Source organism: Paraburkholderia sediminicola (assembly GCF_046026895.1).
Classification (GTDB): Bacteria; Pseudomonadota; Gammaproteobacteria; order Burkholderiales; family Burkholderiaceae; genus Paraburkholderia; species Paraburkholderia sediminicola_C.
In genome coordinates this window covers 297,879-316,915 of the sequence record NZ_JAQQEU010000001.1, presented here as the reverse complement: position 1 = coordinate 316,915, position 19,037 = coordinate 297,879, and the positions used below count along the sequence as shown (strand labels likewise).

Sequence of the window (19,037 nt, the reverse complement as noted above, 5' to 3'; positions counted from 1 at the left end):
CGGTCCGACCGCATGATGAGACGGACGGGCGCTGGCGCGAACTCTTCGTATGGCAACGGCAATTGCGGCCCGCGGGCGTAAGGCACGCCCGGGTCATCGGCAAAATCAAACGTACTTATGGTCGTCATCGAGTTTCACAACATGGCAATACATCTGGAGTCCTTATTATCCGGTTTCAATTTTGGTCAGGAATCCAATCAAGATTGATTTGGAATACAGATCAATAAAATTGACCTTCCAATCCGGCATGCAGCACAACACCTCGGCAAACGCTGAACATGCCCGAATCCCGAATCGCCCCAAAAAGCTCGCGAGCGATCGAGCACCGCGCCGCAAGACTATTCAGCATTCATCCGATGCAATCCGCAGCTTACACCGTCGCATTCCCGCGCAACCGAACGAGAATACCTTCCAGCGCATCCAGATCACCGAAGTCCACCAGCACCTGACCCCTACCCCGTCGACCGAGCTTGATCTTTACCGTCGCCGAAAGGAGGTCCGACAGTTCTTCTTCAAGCCGCCGCGTGTCGCGTCCGCCGTCCGGATTCGCGCGTGCCTTGACGGTCGGCGCGGCCTTGGTGGTGGCCGCCACCAGTTTTTCAGTCTCGCGCACGGACAGGCGCTTGTTCACCACCTGGTTGGCCAGCGTGATCTGCGTCGCGGCGTCGACGGCCAATAGCGCGCGTGCGTGCCCCATGTCCAGATCGCCGGCCAGCAACATCGTCTGCACCGGCGCAGCGAGGTTCAGCAGGCGCAGCAGATTCGATACCGCACTGCGCGAACGGCCGACCGACTCCGCCGCCTGTTCGTGCGTGAAACTGAACTCGTCGAGCAAGCGCTGGATGCCCTGGGCTTCTTCCAGCGGATTCAGGTCTTCGCGCTGAATATTTTCGATCAGCGCCATCGCGGCGGCGGCCTGGTCCGGCACGTCCCTCACCAGTACCGGCACTTCGTCGAGGCCCGCGAGACGCGCCGCGCGAAAACGCCGCTCGCCAGCGATGATCTCGTACTTGTCCGCCGACACGGGACGCACGAGGATCGGCTGCATCAACCCCTGCGCGCGAATGCTGGCCGCCAGTTCCTGCAACGCGCCTTCGTCCATGCGTGTACGCGGTTGATACTTGCCCGCCTGCATCTTGCTGAGCGGCAGCACGTTGGGCGCACCCTCGATCGCCACCGCCTCGGTGATGTCGGCGGTGCCGCCCAGCAACGCCTCAAGGCCGCGGCCCAGTCCCTTCTTTCTTGCTACTGCGTTCATCGTGCTTCCTCGATCCGCTTAGGATGCCTGGGGCGCGTCGTTCAACGCGCGCACCCGCTCAATCATTTCCGCGCCGAACTGCACATACGCCTGCGCGCCGCGGGACGCCCGATCAAACACCACGCCGGGCAAGCCATAGCTCGGCGCTTCGGCCAGACGTACGTTGCGTGGGATAACCACGTCGAACACCTTGTCGCCGAAATGCTCTTTCAATTGATCCGAAACCTGCTGTTGCAGCGTGATGCGCGGATCGAACATCACGCGCAGCAAACCGATCACCTTCAGGTCCCGGTTCAGGTTGGCGTGCACCTGCTTGATCGTGTTGACCAGGTCGGATAAACCTTCGAGCGCGAAGTACTCGCATTGCATCGGAATCACGACGCCATGGGCGGCGCACAACCCATTGAGCGTCAGCAGCGACAAAGCCGGCGGGCAGTCGATCAGTACGAAATCGTATTCGCTCTCGACCGCCGCGAGCGCGGCTTTCAGTTGACGTTCACGATTGTGCACGCTGACGAGTTCCACCTCGGCGCCCGCGAGTTCGCGGTTCGCGGGCAACACGTCATAACCGACGGCCTCCGGACGGATGCGCGCGTCGGCTACCAATACGCTATCCACGAGCACTTCGTAGACGGTGTTTGCGCACGCGGCCTTGTCGATGCCGCTGCCCATCGTGGCGTTGCCCTGCGGGTCCAGGTCGATGAGAAGGACTCGCTGTCCCTGCGCTGCCAAGCTCGCGGCCAGATTGACTGTGGTCGTCGTCTTGCCGACGCCGCCCTTCTGGTTCGCAACGCAGAAGATTTTTGCCATCGTTGGTGTGTCCCTTTTGCTGCTTCTAGATGAAGCAAAAATCGTTGGTACTGCTGCGGTGGTGCACGAGGCTAGCGCCGGCCTCAGTCGTCGGCGCGAACCACGACCTTGATCAGATGCCGCTCAGCCTCGAGCGACGGCACGTTCAACCGGATGATCTGTTCCACGTGGGTGCCGGGCGGCAAGCGTTCGATTTCACCATCCGGACGCACGCCCTTCATCGCCCAGACCGCCCCTTGGTCCGCAACCAGATGACGGGCCAGTGTAACGAAATCCGCGAGTTCTGCGAATGCGCGCGACACAATTACGTCGAACTTTGCCGGTACTTCGGCGCGTGGCCGCAAAGTTTCGACGCGGCCCGTCACGACCGACAGATTCGCCAGGCCCAGTTCGGCCTTTGCCTGTGCCTGGAAGGCTGTCTTCTTATGAACGATGTCGTTCACGGTGACCGTCCAGTCGGGCAAAACGATCGCCAGTACGATCCCCGGCAAGCCGCCGCCCGAACCCACGTCGAGGACCGACGACGGTCCACGGGGTGCAAGATGTGGCACGATCGAAAGCGAATCGAGGATGTGCTGGATTAGCATCTGCCGCGGGTCGCGGATCGCAGTCAGGTTGTAGACGGCGTTCCACTTTGCCAGCAGCGCGACGTAGTCGAGCAGCTGGCCCTGCTGGGCGTCGCTCAATTCGAGACCGAGTTCACGGACACCGGTCGCCAGCAATGGCGCCAACGTCTGATGAGCGCTTCCCTTCTGGCTCACCGTCATTGCGTCACCGGCGTGGTATCGGTGCCGGGTTCGGCGGGTTTCGTCGAACGACGGCCCAAGCCGCGCTTCAAATGAACCATCAGCAAGGAAATCGCCGCCGGCGTGATGCCGGATATGCGCGACGCCTGACCAATGGTCTCAGGCCGGAATTGCGTCAGCTTCTGACGCGCTTCGAACGAGAGGCCTCTCACTTCCGCGTAGTCCAGTCCCTCGGGCAGACGGGTGCTTTCTTGAGCCTCATTTCGCTCGATCTCGCCGGCCTGGCGGTCGATGTAACCCTGATACTTGATGCCGATCTCGATCTGCTCCTTGATCTGGGCGAGCAACACATCGTCTTCAGCAAGGATTTCAGGCGCGCCACATGCACCTGCACGCAGGCCGCACACGCCGTCATAGCTGACGCCTGGGCGACGAAGCAGATCCGCCAGGCTGTATTCGTGGTCAATCGGCTTGCCGAGCAAAGCTGTCGCTTCGTCAGCCGGTAACGTCTTAGGATTGACCCAGGTCGTGCGAAGGCGCTCTGTTTCACGTGAAACAGCGTCGCGCTTCCGGCTAAAGGCATCCCAACGGACATCGTCGACCACCCCAAGCTCGCGGCCGATCTCGGTCAGACGCATATCGGCATTGTCTTCGCGCAGGCTCAGGCGATATTCAGCCCGGCTCGTAAACATCCGATACGGCTCGGATACCCCACGCGTGACCAGATCGTCGACCAGCACGCCCAGATAAGCCTGGTCGCGACGCGGGCACCACGCATCCTTGCCCTGCACGTACAAGCCCGCATTAATGCCCGCCAGCAGCCCTTGCGCGGCAGCCTCTTCGTAGCCCGTCGTGCCGTTGATCTGCCCGGCAAAGAACAGACCGTTGATCACTTTGGTTTCCAGCGAAGCCTTCAGTCCGCGCGGGTCGAAATAGTCGTATTCGATCGCGTAGCCCGGCCGCAGAATGTGCGCGTGTTCCAGACCGCGCATCGAACGGACCAGTTCGAGCTGTACATCGAACGGCAGGCTCGTGGAAATCCCGTTCGGGTAGAACTCGTTGGTCGTCAGCCCTTCCGGTTCCAGGAAGATCTGATGCGATTCCTTGGACGCAAAACGATGGATCTTGTCCTCGATCGACGGGCAATAGCGCGGCCCCACCCCTTCGATGACACCGGTGTACATGGGCGACCGATCAAGGCCGCCGCGGATGATGTCGTGGGTGCGGCCGTTCGTATGCGTAACCCAGCACGGCACTTGCCGCGGATGCTGGTCGACCCGTCCAAGAAACGAGAACACAGGCACCGGATCGAGATCGCCCGGTTGCTCTTCGAGCTGCGAGAAGTCGATCGTGCGGCCGTCGATCCGCGGCGGCGTACCCGTCTTGAGGCGGCCTTGCGGCAGCTTCAATTCTTTCAGGCGAGCGGATAGCGAAACCGCCGCCGGATCGCCTGCGCGACCGCCGGTGTAGTTGTTCAAGCCCACATGAATCTTGCCGTCGAGGAACGTCCCCGCCGTCAGCACCACAGCGCGCGCACTAAATCGAATTCCGACTTGTGTCACCGCCCCAACGACACGGTCCCCTTCGACCATCAAATCGTCGACGGCTTGCTGGAACAGCCACAAATTCGGCTGATTCTCGAGCCGATGCCGGATCGCCTGCTTGTACAGCAGACGATCGGCCTGTGCGCGTGTCGCCCGCACTGCAGGCCCCTTCGACGAATTCAGGATGCGAAACTGAATGCCGCCCTCGTCCGTCGCGGCCGCCATCGCCCCGCCAAGCGCGTCGACTTCCTTGACCAGATGGCCTTTGCCAATGCCGCCAATCGACGGATTGCAGCTCATCTGGCCGAGGGTTTCGATGTTATGAGTCAGCAGGAGCGTCGTATTGCCCATGCGCGCCGAGGCCAATGCGGCTTCCGTGCCGGCATGGCCGCCACCAACGACAATTACGTCAAATTCTGTGGGAAAAAGCATTGCGGATCTCACGCCAGATCGTCACGTGAGCCTTTCAGAGGAAAATGTATGGGCGAATTATAACGGGTTCGGTTTAGGCCCGAATTTCGTCCGACCGGCTGCCCCATAAAAAAGCGGTGTGTTTCACGTGAAACACACCGCTTCGAACTGCAGCAGCCAGCGAAAGGTCGGACGGCTAAGCCACTTTCTTGGCCAGCCCCAGATATGTCTCGATCACGCGAGGATTTTGCGCCAGATCCGCCGCCGGACCTTCCAGTGCCAGTTCCCCCGTTTCGAGTACATAGCCATAGTCTGAAATCTGTAACGCAGCGCGCGCATTCTGCTCGATCAACAGTGTCGCCACCCCCGTCTGCCGCAGCGCGCTAATGATGTGGAAAATTTCTTTTACGATCAGCGGTGCGAGGCCCAAACTCGGCTCGTCTAGCATCAGTAGATCGGGCTTGCCCATCAATGCGCGTCCTACCGCGAGCATCTGCCGCTCACCACCGGACAAAGTGCCAGCGGCCTGTTTGCGACGCTCCTTCAATCGCGGAAACAGCGTGAAGACCGGTTCGAGCTCGTCGAGGAAATTGCGCTCCCCAGCGCGCTTGCGTCGATACGCCCCGAGGACAAGGTTGTCCTCAACCGTCATCGACGCAAACAGCTCGCGTTTTTCGGGCACCAGACACATGCCCCGCGCAACCCGCTTCTCCACCGACACCGCGCTGACGTCTTCGCCCTGATAGACCACCCCGCCCTTCGCGTGCCCCGTGTTCGGCAACGCGCCCATGATCGCGTTCAACAGGGTGGACTTGCCCGCGCCGTTCGGCCCAATCACCGAAACGATCTGCCCCGCCCGCACCTTGATCGCCGCGCCGTGCAGCGCCTCGACCTTGCCGTACCGGACCGACAGACCGTCCACTTCGAGAATCGGTGCAGCAGTATTCATCGTGTTCTCCATCACTCCACCCCGCCCAGATACGCTTCGAGCACCGCCGGGTCCTGTTGAACGTCCAGCGGCAGGCCTTCCGCAATCCGGGTTCCAAACTCCATGACCACCAGCCGGTCGGTGAGATTCATCACGAAATCCATGTCGTGTTCGACCAGCAGCACGCTCATGCCTTCGGCCTTCAGGCGGCGCAGCAGATCGGCGAGTTGCAGCTTTTCCTGGTAGCGCAAACCGGCTGCCGGTTCGTCGAGCAGCAATAGCGTGGGATCACAGCACAGCGCCCGAGCGATTTCGAGAATCCGCTGCTGGCCCAACGCCAGACTCCCGGCCTCGTCGTACATATGCTGTTCGAGCCCGACACGGCGAATCTGCCGAGCCGCTTCCGCCATCAAACGTGCCTCCTCGGCACTGTTCAGGCGCGCGACGCTGCGCCAGACACCCGCATGTCCTCGCAGATGCGCGCCTATCGCCACGTTCTCCAAGACTGTCATCCCCGGCAACAGTTTGACGTGCTGGAAGGTCCGGCCGATCCCGCGCTTGACGATTTCACGTGAACTGAACGAATCGATCCGCTCGCCGCGGAACGTGATCTCGCCGCTGGTCGCCTGCAATACACCAGTGACGAGATTGAAGGTGGTCGACTTGCCGGCGCCGTTTGGTCCGATCAGCCCGATGATTTGTCCCGCTTTCACCTCGAAGCTGACATCGTTCACCGCGACCAAGCCGCCGAACTGTTTGCGCGCCTTGTTCACGGCCAGAAGATCTTCGCCGGCTTGCGGCTTGCTGCGCTGCGGCAACGGCTCCGCATGATCGGCTAGGTGAGCGCGCGGACCACGCGGGAAAAAGCGCGCGACGAACGGCCAGACACCTTGCCGAGCGTATTGCAGCAGTAACACCATCAAGATGCCGAATACGATCACTTCGAAGTTGCCGTTCTCGCCCAGCAGCTTCGGCAGCAGCGTTTGCAGATAGTCCTGCAGCAGCGTCAGGATCGCCGCGCCGAGCACCGCGCCCCAAACATGCGACACGCCCCCCACCACCGCCATGAACAGAAACTCGATGCCGTGATTCAGGCCGAACGGCGTCGGGTTCACCGCGCGTTGCAGATGGGCGTACAGGAATCCTGAGACCGACGCCAGCACCGCCGCATAGACAAAGATGACGACGCGCATCCACCCGGTATTCACGCCCATCGCCTCCGCCATCATGCCGCCGCCGCGCAGCGCGCGAATCGCCCGCCCCGGCCGGCTATTAAGCAGATTTTGAACAGAAATCACCGCCCCGAGCACGACCAGCCAGATCAGGTAGTAAATATGCCTGCCCGACTCCAGATTGACGCCGAAAACATTCAGCACCGGAATCCCATTGATGCCGTCGTACTTGCCGAGCATTTCAAGATTGCCGAACAGGTAGAACAGCGCGAGTCCCCACGCGATCGTGCCGAGCGGCAGAAAGTGCCCCGACAGACGCATCGTCACGAGGCCCAGCATCAGCGCGATCAACGCCGTCACGACGACACCCGCAATCAGCGCGAGCCACGGCGAGACGCCGTAGTTGGTCGTCAGATACGCGGTGGCGTACGCGCCGATGCCCACGAACGCCGCCTGCCCGAAACTCGTCATCCCGCCGATGCCGGTCAGCAGCACGAGGCCGATCGCGACGATCGAGTACAGCCCGATGTAGTTGAGGAGCGTCACCCAGTACTCGGGCACGTGGATCGGTTGCGGCAACACCGGCAGCGCGAACAGCACCACGAGGAACAACCAGAAGAACTTGTTTTGCATGATCCGTTTCATCGTGTCACTCCTCTTCCTCTTCGGCGTGCGGGCTGGCAAGACTTCGCCAGAGCAGCACCGGGATGATCAGCGTGAACACGATCACTTCTTTGTAAGCGCTCGCCCAGAACGACGAATACGACTCCAGCAGCCCGACCAGGATCGAACCCGCAGCCGCCAGCGGATAGCTGACGAGGCCGCCGATAATCGCCCCCACGAAGCCCTTCAGACCGATCAGGAAGCCCGAGTCGTAGTAGATGGTGGTCAGGGGTGCAACGAGGATGCCGCACAGCGCACCGAGCCCCGCAGCCAGCGTGAACGCGAGGCGCCCCGCCTGGGTCGTGCCGATACCGACGAGCCGCGCGCCGAGCCGGTTCACCGACGTCGCGCGCAAGGCCTTGCCCGAGATCGAGCGGTCGAAGTACAGATACAGCGCGCCGATCAACACGACCGCGGTGCCGACCACCCACAGGCTTTGCCCGGAGATCGACAGGCTGCCGAGGTTGAACGTCGCATCCGAGAACGCGGTCGTGCGCGAGCCTTCGGCACCGAACATCACGAGCCCGAGGCCGACCATCGCGAAGTGCACCGCCACCGCCACGATCAAGAGCAGCAGCGTGGTCGCCTCAGCGATCGGCTCATACGCAAGCCGGTAGACGAACGGTCCCATCGGAATCACGATCAGAAGCGTCAGCGCGATTTGCGCGCTCATCGGCAGTGGTTGTAGGAACACGCCACGCGTGAGCGCGTACACCGCGATCGGAAACAGCAGATATTTCCCCACCAGCATGACGAGCGTGCGCGCCGCGTGTCGCCGCCGTTCGGGATGCCGCACCAGCCCCGCCCCTTCCACGACGAAGCACGCTGCACCCATCGCCATCAGCAGCCAGCAGGTGGCCGGAAATTTCTGTGTCTGCAGTGCGGCGAGCGTCAACGCGCCGTACGAAACAAACTCCCCCTGCGGGATGAAGATCACCCGCGTCACGGAGAACACCAGCACTAGCGCGAGCGCGAGCAGCGCATAGATCGCGCCGGTGGTGATGCCGTCCTGCGCGAGGATCGCCGCAATTGATAGATCCATACTTCCTCGTCCTGAAGCGTCGAAATCGAAAACCGGGAAACGGTCGTGGCGGCGGAATTCGCGGCCGTCCACCGACCTGCAATGCCTGAAAAGGCGACCGCCGCGCCGGAACACGGCGCGGCGGTCGTTGCCATTGTCATCGAACAGAATGGCAAGGCGGCGTCAGGCGCCGCGGATTGCGCGAGAGGCGCGTATCGCTTTTTTATCTTTAGTCGTTCTGCAGCTTCCACTTGCCGTCGACGATCTGCACGATCACGCGTGCGCGCTTGTCGAGGCCGTTGTGGTCGGTCGTGGTGGTGTTCATGATGCCGTGCGACACCGGCAGTTCCTTGATGCTTTCGAGCGCGCCGCGTAGTGCGACGCGGAACGCTTCGGTGCCCGGCTGAGCGGTCTTCAGCGCGACCGGAATCGCCGTTTGCAGCATCTGGCCGGCATCCCACGCGTGACCGCCGAAGGTCGCCACCGAACCCGCCCCATACGCCTTCTCATACGCCGCCTTGTACGCTTCCGACGACTTCTTCACCGGATTCGATTCGGGCAATTGATCGGCAACGAGGATCGGACCGGCCGGCAGGAATTCGCCTTCGCAATCCTTGCCGCACACACGCAGGAAGTCGTTATTCGCGACGCCGTGCGTCTGATAAACCTTGCCCTTGTAGCCACGCTCCTTGAGCGTCTTGGCCGGCAGGGCCGACGGCGTGCCCGCGCCGGCGATCAGCACCGCGTCGGGATTCGCGCCCATCGTCTTGAGCACCTGGCCGGTCACCGAGGCGTCGGTCCGGTTAAAGCGTTCGCTCGAAACGATCTTCAGATTGTGCGCAGCGGCCGCGGCGGTGAAGACGTTGTTCCAGCCGTCGCCGTACGCATCCGCGAAGCCGATGAAGCCGACCGTTTTCACGCCGTGATGCGCCATGTAGTCCGCGATCGCGTCAGCCATCAGGCTGTCGTTCTGCGGCGGTTTGAAGGCCCATGCGCGCTTGCCGTCCATCGGCGAGATGATCGCGGCCGATGCCGCCAGCGAGATCACCGGCGTCTTGCCTTCCGCGGCGGCGTCGAGCATTGCGAGCGAATTTGGCGTGACGGTCGAACCGATGATCGCGTCGACGTGGTCTTCGTCGATCAGCTTGCGCGTGTTCTGCACGGCCTTGCCGGTGTCCGACGCGTCGTCGAGCACGATGTACTGCACGGTCTTGCCGCCGATCTCTTTCGGCAGCAGTGCAATCGTGTTCTTCTCAGGAATTCCGAGCGATGCAGCGGGTCCCGTCGTCGACAACGTCACGCCGATTTTCACCTGCGCGAACGCCGCGCCCGCACCGCACATCAACGCCATTACGATGCCGGTGCGTACCCATTGCCTGGTCTTCTTCATTGCGAGTCTCCAAACGCTTTGAAACGCGTATCTATGATCCGGCTTACGGGCCGGGTGTCCGAATCTAGTTATAAGAGTTCAGGCGTGCCAAGCATGGTTTTCCCTGCTCGACGCAAATACCTTCGCCGTTTTGTTGGATGCCACTCCCCCTGCCTATCACTTCTGCAACTGTTGCGATTTCCCACGACGAGAGTGGCATGAGTGGCCCTACTTCGCTGTAGCGAATTCAGGCCAACAAACCACTAACATGTTAGTAGTATTGCGTTCTGCATCATTGACGGTCAATAGACCGCCAGTCAAATGCGGGTTTGTCCTGAAGCGACGAAGCTACACTTCTTCACGTGATGCGGGCAATAAAAAAGACGCGTCAACTGCACGCGTCTTTTTCGATGAGCTCCCGTATCGCTTCGCCTTCGCTCAGTCGCCGGACAGCTTCCACTTGCCGCCGACGATCTCCACCATCACGCGCGCCCGCTGGTCGAGGCCAGCATGGTCGTTCGCGCTCATGTTGAAGATGCCGTGCGACGCGGGCATGTCTTTGGTGCTTTCCAATGCTGCACGCAGCGCGTCACGGAATCCGGGGGTGCCCGGCTGACCCTTCTTCAGCGCGAGCGGTATCGCGCGTTGCAGCAGCAAGCCGGCGTCCCAGGCGTGACCGCCGAAGGTTGACACCGAGCCCGCGCCGTACGCGGTTTCGTAAGCATGCTTGTACGCGAGCGCGGTCTTCTTCACCGGATTCGAATCGGGCAGTTGATCGGCCACCAGCAAGGGGCCGGCCGGCAGATAGGTGCCTTCGCAATCCTTGCCGCACACGCGCAGGAAGTCGTTGTTCGCGACGCCGTGCGTCTGGTAGTACTTGCCCTTGTAGCCACGCTCCTTGAGCGTTTTCTGCGGCAACGCGGCCGGCGTGCCCGCACCCGCGATCAGCACCGCATCCGGGTTCTGCGACATCATCTTCAGCGCCTGGCCCGTGACCGATGCGTCGTTGCGCGCGAAGCGTTCGTTCGCGACGATCTTGATCTTGGCGAGATCGGCGGCCTTGCCGAATTCCTTGAACCAGCTCTCGCCGTATGCGTCCGAGAAGCCGATGAACGCGACCGTCTTCACGCCGTGATTCGCCATGTGCTGCGCGATCGCGGTGGCCATCAGGATGTCGTTTTGCGGCGTCTTGAAGACCCACGCGCGCTTCGCGTCCATCGGTTCGACGATGCTCGCCGCTGCAGCCATCGAGATCATCGGCGTGGTGCTTTCGGCGGCGACGTCGATCATCGCGAGCGAGTTCGGCACGACGGTCGAGCCGATCAATGCGTCAACGTGGTCTTCGCTGGTGAGCTTGCGGACGTTCTTGACCGCCTGGGTCGAATCGGTGGCATCGTCGAGTACGATGTAGTCGATTTTCTGGCCCGCCACTTCTTTAGGCAGCAGCGCTATCGTGTTCTTTTCCGGAATGCCGAGCGATGCGGCCGGCCCGGTTGCCGACACCGTGACGCCGATTTTCACGTCCGCGAATGCATGACCGCTCCATGCTGCGGATACTCCGGTGGCGACCAGTGCCGCGCTAATCCAACGCAATGCCGACTTCATCCCGCTCCTCTATCTACCCCGTTATTCAATTGAATTTAAATCCGCGGATTTAAATCCCAACCCTGTGGTCGGCGAATAGTGAGTTTAGCGGACGAGAGCCCCGCGCCGCAAGCGATTTGCAGGGTTGAGCCGAGCCGGATCCTGAGCGGTCCGGCGAATAAAAAAACGGCCGAATTAGCGAAAGGAGGGATTGCCGCTTGGTGAAAAGTGCAAATAAAAAGCGCTGTTGGATATCAATCCAACAGCGCTTTCGTCTGGGCACTGAGTGCCTCATTGTCTCCTCGTTCTCCACCTGCAAAATTCGTGGTGCATCAGAACTGCATGCAGATTAAACGAGCACCTTTGTGACTACAACTAGCAATTACCCTAGTGGTGCAGTGCGGCACCGAAATGGGGCGTGTTCTGGGCGCTTTTCCCAGCGGTTGTGACTACGCCGTGGATGCCGCCATTCACTTGCGCAGCCGTCTTCAAAATGACGCGAACTATATCGGATGCCGAATCAATTATGCGTATCATTGCGCGTCGCCAAAGGTCAAGCCCGCAGCGGCCGCACCCGCGCGACGATCTCGCCAACAATGCCGCGCCGGAACGCCAGCACGCAAGCAATGAAGATCACGCCCGTCACGATCGTCACCGACTCGCCCAGCGAGCGGAACCAGTCGATGCCTGTCGTCGCCGCGAGCGCCCCGCCGATATCGCCGAGCCGGTCTTCCAGCGCGACGATCAACGCAGCGCCGAGCAAAGGTCCGAACAGCGTGCCCATGCCGCCGACGAGCGTCATCAGGATCACCAGACCGGACATGGTCCAGTACGCATCGCCCAGCGTCTCGAAGCCCTGCACCAGCACCTTGAGCGAGCCCGCGAGCCCGGCAAGTCCCGCCGACAGAATGAATGCGAGCAGCTTGAAGCGATCCGTGTCGTAGCCAAGCGACACTGCGCGCGGCTCGTTTTCCTTGATCGCCACCAGCACCTGCCCGAACGGCGAATGCACGATCCGCACGATCAGCAGGAACGCCAGCACCATCACCGCCAGCACGACAAAGTACAACGCCACATCCGACGACAGATCCAGCAACCCGAACAGCTTGCCGCGCGGCACGCCTTGCAGGCCGTCCTCACCATGCGTGAACGGCGCCTGCAGGAACACGAAGTAGACCATTTGCGCGAGCGCCAGCGTCACCATCGCGAAGTAAATGCCCTGGCGGCGAATCGCGAAGAATCCGACGACCAGCCCCAGCAAGGTTGCCACCGCGGTGCCGGCAATCACGCCGAGTTCCGGCGAAAAGCCGAGCGTCTGAATCGCATAGCCGGTGACATAGCCGGCCGATGCGAGGAACATCGCATGACCGAACGACAGCAAGCCGGTATAGCCGATCAGCAGATTGAATGCCGCCGCGAACAGCGCGAAGCACAGCACCTTCATCACGAAGAGCGGATAGATGCCGAGCACCGGCACTGCAATGAGCGCGATCAGCAGCAGACCGTAGAGCACTTTTCTCTGCATCATTTTTCCTTGCCGAAGAGACCCGCCGGCCGCACCAGCAACACGAGCGCCATGATCACGAAGACGACGGTCGCCGAAGCTTCCGGATAAAACACGCGCGTGAGCCCCTCGATCACGCCAAGCATGAGGCCGGTGAGAATCGAGCCCATGATCGAACCCATCCCGCCGATCACGACCACCGCGAACACGGTGATGATCATCGGCTGGCCCATCAGCGGCGAGACCTGAATGACCGGAGCGGCCAGCACGCCGGCAAACGCCGCCAGCGCGACGCCGAAGCCGTAGGTCAGCGTGATCATCAGCGGCACGTTGACGCCGAACGCTTCGACCAGTTTCGGATTCTCGGTGCCCGCGCGCAGATAAGCGCCGAGGCGCGTCTTCTCGATCACGAACCACGTCGCGAAGCACACCACCAGTGACGCGACGACCACCCAGGCGCGATAGTTCGGCAGGAACATGAAGCCGAGATTGGTCGCGCCCGACAGCGCCGACGGCACGTCATACGGCTGACCCGACGAACCGTAGATCGAGCGGAACACGCCTTCGACCACGAGCGTCAGTCCGAAGGTCAGCAGCAGCCCATACAGGTGATCGAGCTTGTACAGCCAGCGCAGCATCGAGCGCTCGATCGCGATGCCGAACAGCCCCACGATCAGCGGCGCCAATATCAGCATCACCCAATAAGGCAGGCCGAAATACGACAGCCCCATCCACGCGAGCATTGCACCGAGCATGAACAACGCGCCGTGCGCGAAGTTGATCACGTTGAGCAAGCCGAAGATCACCGCCAGCCCGAGACTCAGAATCGCGTAGAACGAGCCGTTCACGAGCCCCAGCAGCAGCTGGCTCAGCATTGCCGGAAGCGGAACGCCAAAGATTTCCATTGAAGCCCTTAACCCCTGAAACCATTGCCAAGGTGAGATCGTTCACGCACGACCCGGCCGGCGCGCGACCGGTAGCAACGCCCCTCGCGCGCGGCATGTGAAACGGTTTGCCGTCTGCCTGCCGGGCGGCGCCGCGCAACCTGCCAAACTATGCGGCGATGCACCCGACAGCCAGACGGCCTCGAGAAACTCTCAACCCGCGCTTATTTCCACAGTGCGCAGCGCGTTTCCGCCTTGGTCGTGAACGCCTGTTCGCCCGGGATCGTCGCCGTGATCTTGTAGTAGTCCCACGGCTCTTTGGATTCGGCCGGCGTCTTCACCTGCATCAGGTACATGTCGTGGATCATGCTGCCGTCCTGACGGATGTAGCCCTTCGCGTAGAAGTCGTCGATCTTGGTCTTCTTCAGCTGCGCCATCACCTTGTCGGGGTCGGTCGAGCCGACCGCCTGCACCGCTTTCAGGTAGTTCATGGTCGCCGAATAGTCCGCGGCTTGCAGGCTCGACGGCATCTTCCTGGTCTTGTCGAAATAGCGCTGCGCCCACTTGCGCGTCTCGGCGTCCTTGTTCCAGTACCAGCTGTCCGTCAGCACGAGGCCTTGCGTGGTTTCCAGACCCAGGCTGTGGATGTCGTTGATGAACACCAGCAGCGCGGCAATCTTCATCGTCTTGTTGATGCCGAATTCCTTGGCGGCCTTGATCGAATTGATCGTGTCGCCGCCGGCATTGGCGAGGCCCAGAATCTGCGCCTTCGACGCTTGCGCCTGCAGCAGGAACGACGAGAAGTCCGACGCGGACAGCGGATGACGCACCGCGCCCAGCACCTGGCCGCCGTTCGCTTTCACCACGTCCGACGTGTTCTTTTCGAGCGCCTTGCCGAACGCATAGTCGGCCGTCAGGAAGTACCACGTCTTGCCGCCCTGCTTGGTCACCGCGGAACCGGTGCCCTTGGCGAGCGCGGTCGTGTCGTACGCATAGTGGATCGTGTAAGGGGTGCACTGCTCGTTGGTCAGCGTGTCCGCGCCCGCGCCGATGCTGATGTAGACCTTGTGCTTCTCGCCCGCCACCGTGTTCATCGACAAACCCGTCGCCGAGTTCGTGCCGCCGATCAGCATGTCGACGCCATCACGGTCGAACCATTCGCGGGCGCGCGACGCCGCGATGTCCGCCTTGTTCTGGTGATCCGCGTAGACCAGCGTGACCGGCTTACCGTTGACCTTGCCGCCAAAGTCGGCGATCGCCATGCGGATCGCTTCGAGGCCCCCCGGGCCGTCGATATCCGCATACAGCCCCGACAGATCGGTGATGAAGCCGATCTTCACCGCATCGTCGGCCGCTTGCGCGCTGCCCATCGTGAAAGCGGCCCCGGCCGCTACCGCGAAACAAAGTGAGGCAAGCCGCGCGAGTGGTTTCTTTTTCATTCGTGTCTCCTGGTTTCTTCGCTTGTGGTTATCAGAGAGGCGCGGGTTTAGACGCCCAATAAGTCGTGCAGGACCGGCATCTTGCCTTCGAGTTCGTTCGCCTCGAAGTGCTCGACGATCGTGCCATGCTCCATCACGTAGAAGCGGTCGGCGAGTGGCGCTGCAAAGCGGAAATTCTGTTCGACCATCACAATCGTGTAGCCGCGCGCCTTCAGCGTGATGATCATGCGGGCGAGCGCCTGCACGATCACCGGCGCCAGTCCTTCCGAAATTTCATCCAGCAGCAGCAGGCTCGCGCCGGTGCGCAGAATCCGCGCGACCGCCAACATCTGCTGCTCGCCGCCCGAGAGCCGCGTGCCCTGGCTCGCGCGGCGCTCTTGCAGATTCGGAAACATCGAATAGATTTCCTCGAGCGACATCATGTGCGCCTTGTCGCCGATGGGCGGCGGCAGCAACAGATTCTCCTCACACGAGAGGCTCGAAAAAATGCCGCGCTCCTCCGGGCAATAACCGATACCGCAATGCGCGATGCGATGCGTGGGCAGGTTGATCGTTTCGCGTCCGTCGATGCGGATCGAGCCGGTGCGCCGCCCCGTCAGGCCCATGATCGCGCGCAGCGTGGTGGTGCGCCCAGCGCCATTGCGCCCCAGCAGCGTGACCACTTCGCCGCGGTTCACGCTCAGATCGACGCCATGCAGAATGTGGGATTCCCCGTACCAGGCCTGCAAGCCCGCAATCTCCAGCGCGGGTGCGCCGCCGCTCGTACCGCTCACTTCGAGGCCTTCGCCCTCGACAATTGTATTCATGCGTGGGCTCCGGCGAGCGCTGCGTCGGCGCTGCCCATGTAGGCTTGCATCACGAGCGGATTCTTCGACACTTCTGCGTAGCTGCCTTCGGCGAGCACTTCGCCTCGTTGCAGCACGGTGATCGTGTCGGAGATGCCCGCGATCACGTTCATGTTGTGCTCGACCATCAGAATCGTGCGACCGCTCGATACTTTTTTGATCAGTGCCGTCACGCGGTCGACATCTTCATGGCCCATCCCTTGCGTCGGCTCGTCGAGCAGCATCAGCTCCGGTTCCATCGCGAGCGTGGTGGCAATTTCAAGCGCGCGTTTGCGGCCATATGAAAGTTCGACCGTCGGCACATCCGCGAAATCGGTCAATCCGACCTGTGTGAGCAGGTCCATTGCACGGTCATCGAGCTGGCGGAGCGTGCGCTCGCTCTTCCAGAAATGAAAGGCGGTGCCGAGCGAACGTTGCAAGCCGACGCGCACGTTCTGCAATGCTGTCAGATGCGGAAATACAGCGGAGATCTGAAACGAACGGATGATGCCGCGGCGCGCGATCTGCGCCGGCCGTTCATTCGTGATGTCGACGCCGTTGAACACAATCTGACCCGCAGTCGGTTCGAGAAACTTGGTGAGCAGATTGAAGCAGGTGGTCTTGCCTGCCCCATTGGGCCCGATCAGCGCGTGGATCGAGCCACGCCGCACGCGCAGGTTCACACCGCTCACGGCGATGAAGCCTTTGAATTCACGAGTCAGTCCGCGCGTTTCGAGAATCGTATCGCCGAGAATCATGTTCCCTTCCATACGGAGTAAGGCGAAGCATTACGATCTTTTCGCGCGAAGCTCTGCGCGACTTTTATGACGGCGGCACCCCTTGCCGCTCGTTTGCGTGCTGCACCAATCTGGACGGTAATTCATGGCGTGGCACGCAGCATGGCTGCCATTGTCGCCCCAATGATGCAGCGCATTCATTGGGATTTGCACTTAGTGGATCATGCCCGGGCGGGCTGGATGGACGCGCGCGAGGCGACCGTTCGGTAAAACATCAACGGTGCCTCACGCGACTGGCTGTCTGCCTTCGTGCGTACGCGCCCTTCCGCTTTTCTGTCACGCAGCGGACATGGAAGGCACCGCGCCGGTCTGCGCAGCGACGCTGCCGCTCAAGCGCGCATGGCGATCTTCACGGATCATGTCGCTCGCACGCTCGGCGATCATCAGCGTTGGCGAGTTGGTGTTACCCGACGTGATGTTCGGCATCACGGACGCGTCGACCACGCGCAACCCGTCGACTCCGATAACTCGTAGCCGATTGTCGACCACCGCAGCCGGGTCGTCGGTCGTGCCCATGCGGCACGTGCCGACCGGATGGAAGATGGTCGTGCCGACGAGACCTGCGGCCTGTTCCAGTTCTTCTTCAGTTTGATACTGCATGCCCGGCAGAATCTCTTGCGGCCGATAGCGCGCGAGCGCCGGTGCCATGGCGATGCGGCGCGTAAGACGCAATGCGTTGGCGGCGACGTGCCGGTCGTAATCGCTAGACAGGTAATTCGGTGCGATCAGAGGTGGCGCGGACGCGTCGGCCGATCCGATGTGAATGCTGCCGCGCGATGTAGGCCGCAACTGACACACCGACGCCGTGAACGCATTGAACCGATGCAGCGGCTCGCCGAAGCGATCGAGCGAAAGCGGCTGCACGTGATATTCGAGGTCCGGACGCGTGAGCGAGTGATCGTCGGGATCGGACTTGGCGAACGCACCGAGTTGCGATGGCGACATCGACATCGGGCCGCTTTGCAACAGCGCGTATTGCAAGCCGATCATCAGCTTGCCCCACCAATGCGCGGAAGCCGTATTGAGCGTGCGCACGCCATCGACTTTATAAGCCATGCGCAACTGCAAATGGTCTTGCAGATTTTCGCCGACGCCCCGCAGATCCTTGACGACCTCGATACCCAGATTTTGCAGCCGTGCGCCGTTGCCGATACCGGACAATTCGAGCAGTTGCGGCGAGTTGACCGCCCCCGAACTGAGGATGACTTCGCAGCGGGCCTTGGCGAGATAGTCGACGTTGTCGCCGCGATATTCGACGCCGCTGCAGCGGCGCCCTTCGAACACGACGCGCTGCGTGTGCGCGCCGGTGATGACCGTCAGATTCGGACGCTTGAGTGCGGGGCGCAAGAACGCTTTCGACGCATTCCAGCGAATCCCGCGTTTCTGATTGACGTCGAAGTAGCCGACGCCGGTGTTATCGCCGCGATTGAAGTCATCCGTAGCGGGGATGCCGTTCTGCTGCGCCGCTTTCGAAAACTCTTCAAGAATCTTCCATTTCAGCCGTTGTTTTTCGACGCGCCACGGTCCACCCGCGCCGTGCGATTCGTTCGCGCCGGCGTGATGGTCTTCGCTGCGTTTGAAGACCGGCAGCACGGCGTTCCATGACCACGATGGATCGTTGGTCACGCGGGCCCATTCGTCGTAGTCCTCGCGCTGGCCGCGCATATAGATCATGCCGTTGATCGACGAACTGCCGCCCAGCACGCGGCCGCGTGGATACGACAGTGCGCGTCCGTTGAGCCCCGCTTCAGGCTGCGTCTTATAGAGCCAGTCCGTACGCGGATTACCGATGCAATACAGGTAGCCGACCGGCACGTGAATCCAGTGGTAATCGTCTTTGCCACCTGCTTCCAGCAGCAGCACGTGGACGTCCGGATCTTCGGTCAGCCGGTTGGCGAGCACGCAGCCCGCCGTGCCCGCGCCGACAATGATGTAGTCGAATTCGCCTTCCAGCCGACGCTCGGACGCCTGTGTGCTTTCGGTTTGGCTCATGATTCAGTCTCCTAAGCTTTTTTCCGCGAGCCGCATGCTTCTCATGCGGCCGCGGTGCTCTGCTTTATTTATTCTCTGCGGCAACCGAACC

General features: G+C 61.6%; 15 protein-coding genes. All 15 read right to left on the bottom strand.

All coding sequences use genetic code 11. The annotated features are described in order from the left end of the window. Positions 1 to 370 precede the first annotated feature (370 nt). Positions 371 to 1,258, bottom strand: a complete 888-nt coding sequence (locus tag PQR02_RS01435) for a ParB/RepB/Spo0J family partition protein (RefSeq protein ID WP_408224339.1) — start codon at positions 1,256 to 1,258, stop codon at positions 371 to 373. An 18-nt stretch (positions 1,259 to 1,276) separates the two neighbouring features. Continuing rightward, positions 1,277 to 2,068: a ParA family protein gene (locus PQR02_RS01430; RefSeq protein ID WP_408224336.1), complete on the bottom strand. Its 792-nt coding sequence runs from the start codon at positions 2,066 to 2,068 to the stop codon at positions 1,277 to 1,279. 83 nt (positions 2,069 to 2,151) lie between these two features. Beyond that, positions 2,152 to 2,835 carry a 16S rRNA (guanine(527)-N(7))-methyltransferase RsmG gene (rsmG, locus tag PQR02_RS01425; protein WP_408224333.1) on the bottom strand — a complete coding sequence of 228 codons (684 nt, stop codon included), beginning with the start codon at positions 2,833 to 2,835 and terminating at the stop codon, positions 2,152 to 2,154. Beyond that, the gene (gene mnmG / locus PQR02_RS01420) at positions 2,832 to 4,790 is read right to left on the bottom strand and encodes a tRNA uridine-5-carboxymethylaminomethyl(34) synthesis enzyme MnmG (protein ID WP_408224330.1); all 1,959 of its coding nucleotides are present in this window, start codon (positions 4,788 to 4,790) and stop codon (positions 2,832 to 2,834) included. Before mnmG ends, rsmG begins: the two co-directional genes overlap by 4 nt. A 175-nt stretch (positions 4,791 to 4,965) precedes the next feature. After that, positions 4,966 to 5,718, bottom strand: a complete 753-nt coding sequence (locus tag PQR02_RS01415; protein WP_408224327.1) for an ABC transporter ATP-binding protein — start codon at positions 5,716 to 5,718, stop codon at positions 4,966 to 4,968. Between the two features lie 11 nt (positions 5,719 to 5,729). Beyond that, positions 5,730 to 7,514, bottom strand: coding sequence for a branched-chain amino acid ABC transporter ATP-binding protein/permease (locus PQR02_RS01410; RefSeq protein ID WP_408224324.1), 1,785 nt, complete (start codon positions 7,512 to 7,514; stop codon positions 5,730 to 5,732). 4 nt (positions 7,515 to 7,518) lie between these two features. Beyond that, positions 7,519 to 8,574, bottom strand: coding sequence for a branched-chain amino acid ABC transporter permease (locus tag PQR02_RS01405; protein WP_408224321.1), 1,056 nt, complete (start codon positions 8,572 to 8,574; stop codon positions 7,519 to 7,521). Between the two features lie 208 nt (positions 8,575 to 8,782). Then, a complete protein-coding gene (locus PQR02_RS01400; protein ID WP_408224318.1) occupies positions 8,783 to 9,943 on the bottom strand; it encodes an ABC transporter substrate-binding protein in 1,161 nt (386 codons plus the stop codon). A gap of 417 nt (positions 9,944 to 10,360) precedes the next feature. Continuing rightward, entirely contained in the window at positions 10,361 to 11,527 is a 1,167-nt protein-coding gene (locus PQR02_RS01395) for an ABC transporter substrate-binding protein (RefSeq protein WP_408224315.1), read from the bottom strand. 532 nt (positions 11,528 to 12,059) lie between these two features. Further along, positions 12,060 to 13,031, bottom strand: a complete 972-nt coding sequence (locus PQR02_RS01390; RefSeq protein ID WP_188130792.1) for a branched-chain amino acid ABC transporter permease — start codon at positions 13,029 to 13,031, stop codon at positions 12,060 to 12,062. Then, positions 13,031 to 13,915 (bottom strand): branched-chain amino acid ABC transporter permease, encoded by an 885-nt coding sequence (locus tag PQR02_RS01385; protein WP_408224311.1) that lies wholly within the window; start codon positions 13,913 to 13,915, stop codon positions 13,031 to 13,033. The genes PQR02_RS01390 and PQR02_RS01385 overlap by 1 nt, the downstream gene beginning before the upstream one ends. A gap of 203 nt (positions 13,916 to 14,118) precedes the next feature. Beyond that, positions 14,119 to 15,333, bottom strand: coding sequence for an ABC transporter substrate-binding protein (locus tag PQR02_RS01380; RefSeq protein WP_408224308.1), 1,215 nt, complete (start codon positions 15,331 to 15,333; stop codon positions 14,119 to 14,121). Between the two features lie 47 nt (positions 15,334 to 15,380). Then, positions 15,381 to 16,139 carry an ABC transporter ATP-binding protein gene (locus PQR02_RS01375; protein WP_408224305.1) on the bottom strand — a complete coding sequence of 253 codons (759 nt, stop codon included), beginning with the start codon at positions 16,137 to 16,139 and terminating at the stop codon, positions 15,381 to 15,383. After that, a complete protein-coding gene (locus PQR02_RS01370) occupies positions 16,136 to 16,915 on the bottom strand; it encodes an ABC transporter ATP-binding protein (RefSeq protein ID WP_408224302.1) in 780 nt (259 codons plus the stop codon). Before PQR02_RS01370 ends, PQR02_RS01375 begins: the two co-directional genes overlap by 4 nt. 315 nt (positions 16,916 to 17,230) lie before the next feature. Beyond that, complete coding sequence (locus tag PQR02_RS01365) at positions 17,231 to 18,946, bottom strand: GMC family oxidoreductase (protein ID WP_408224299.1); 1,716 nt, start codon at positions 18,944 to 18,946, stop codon at positions 17,231 to 17,233. Positions 18,947 to 19,037 lie beyond the last annotated feature (91 nt).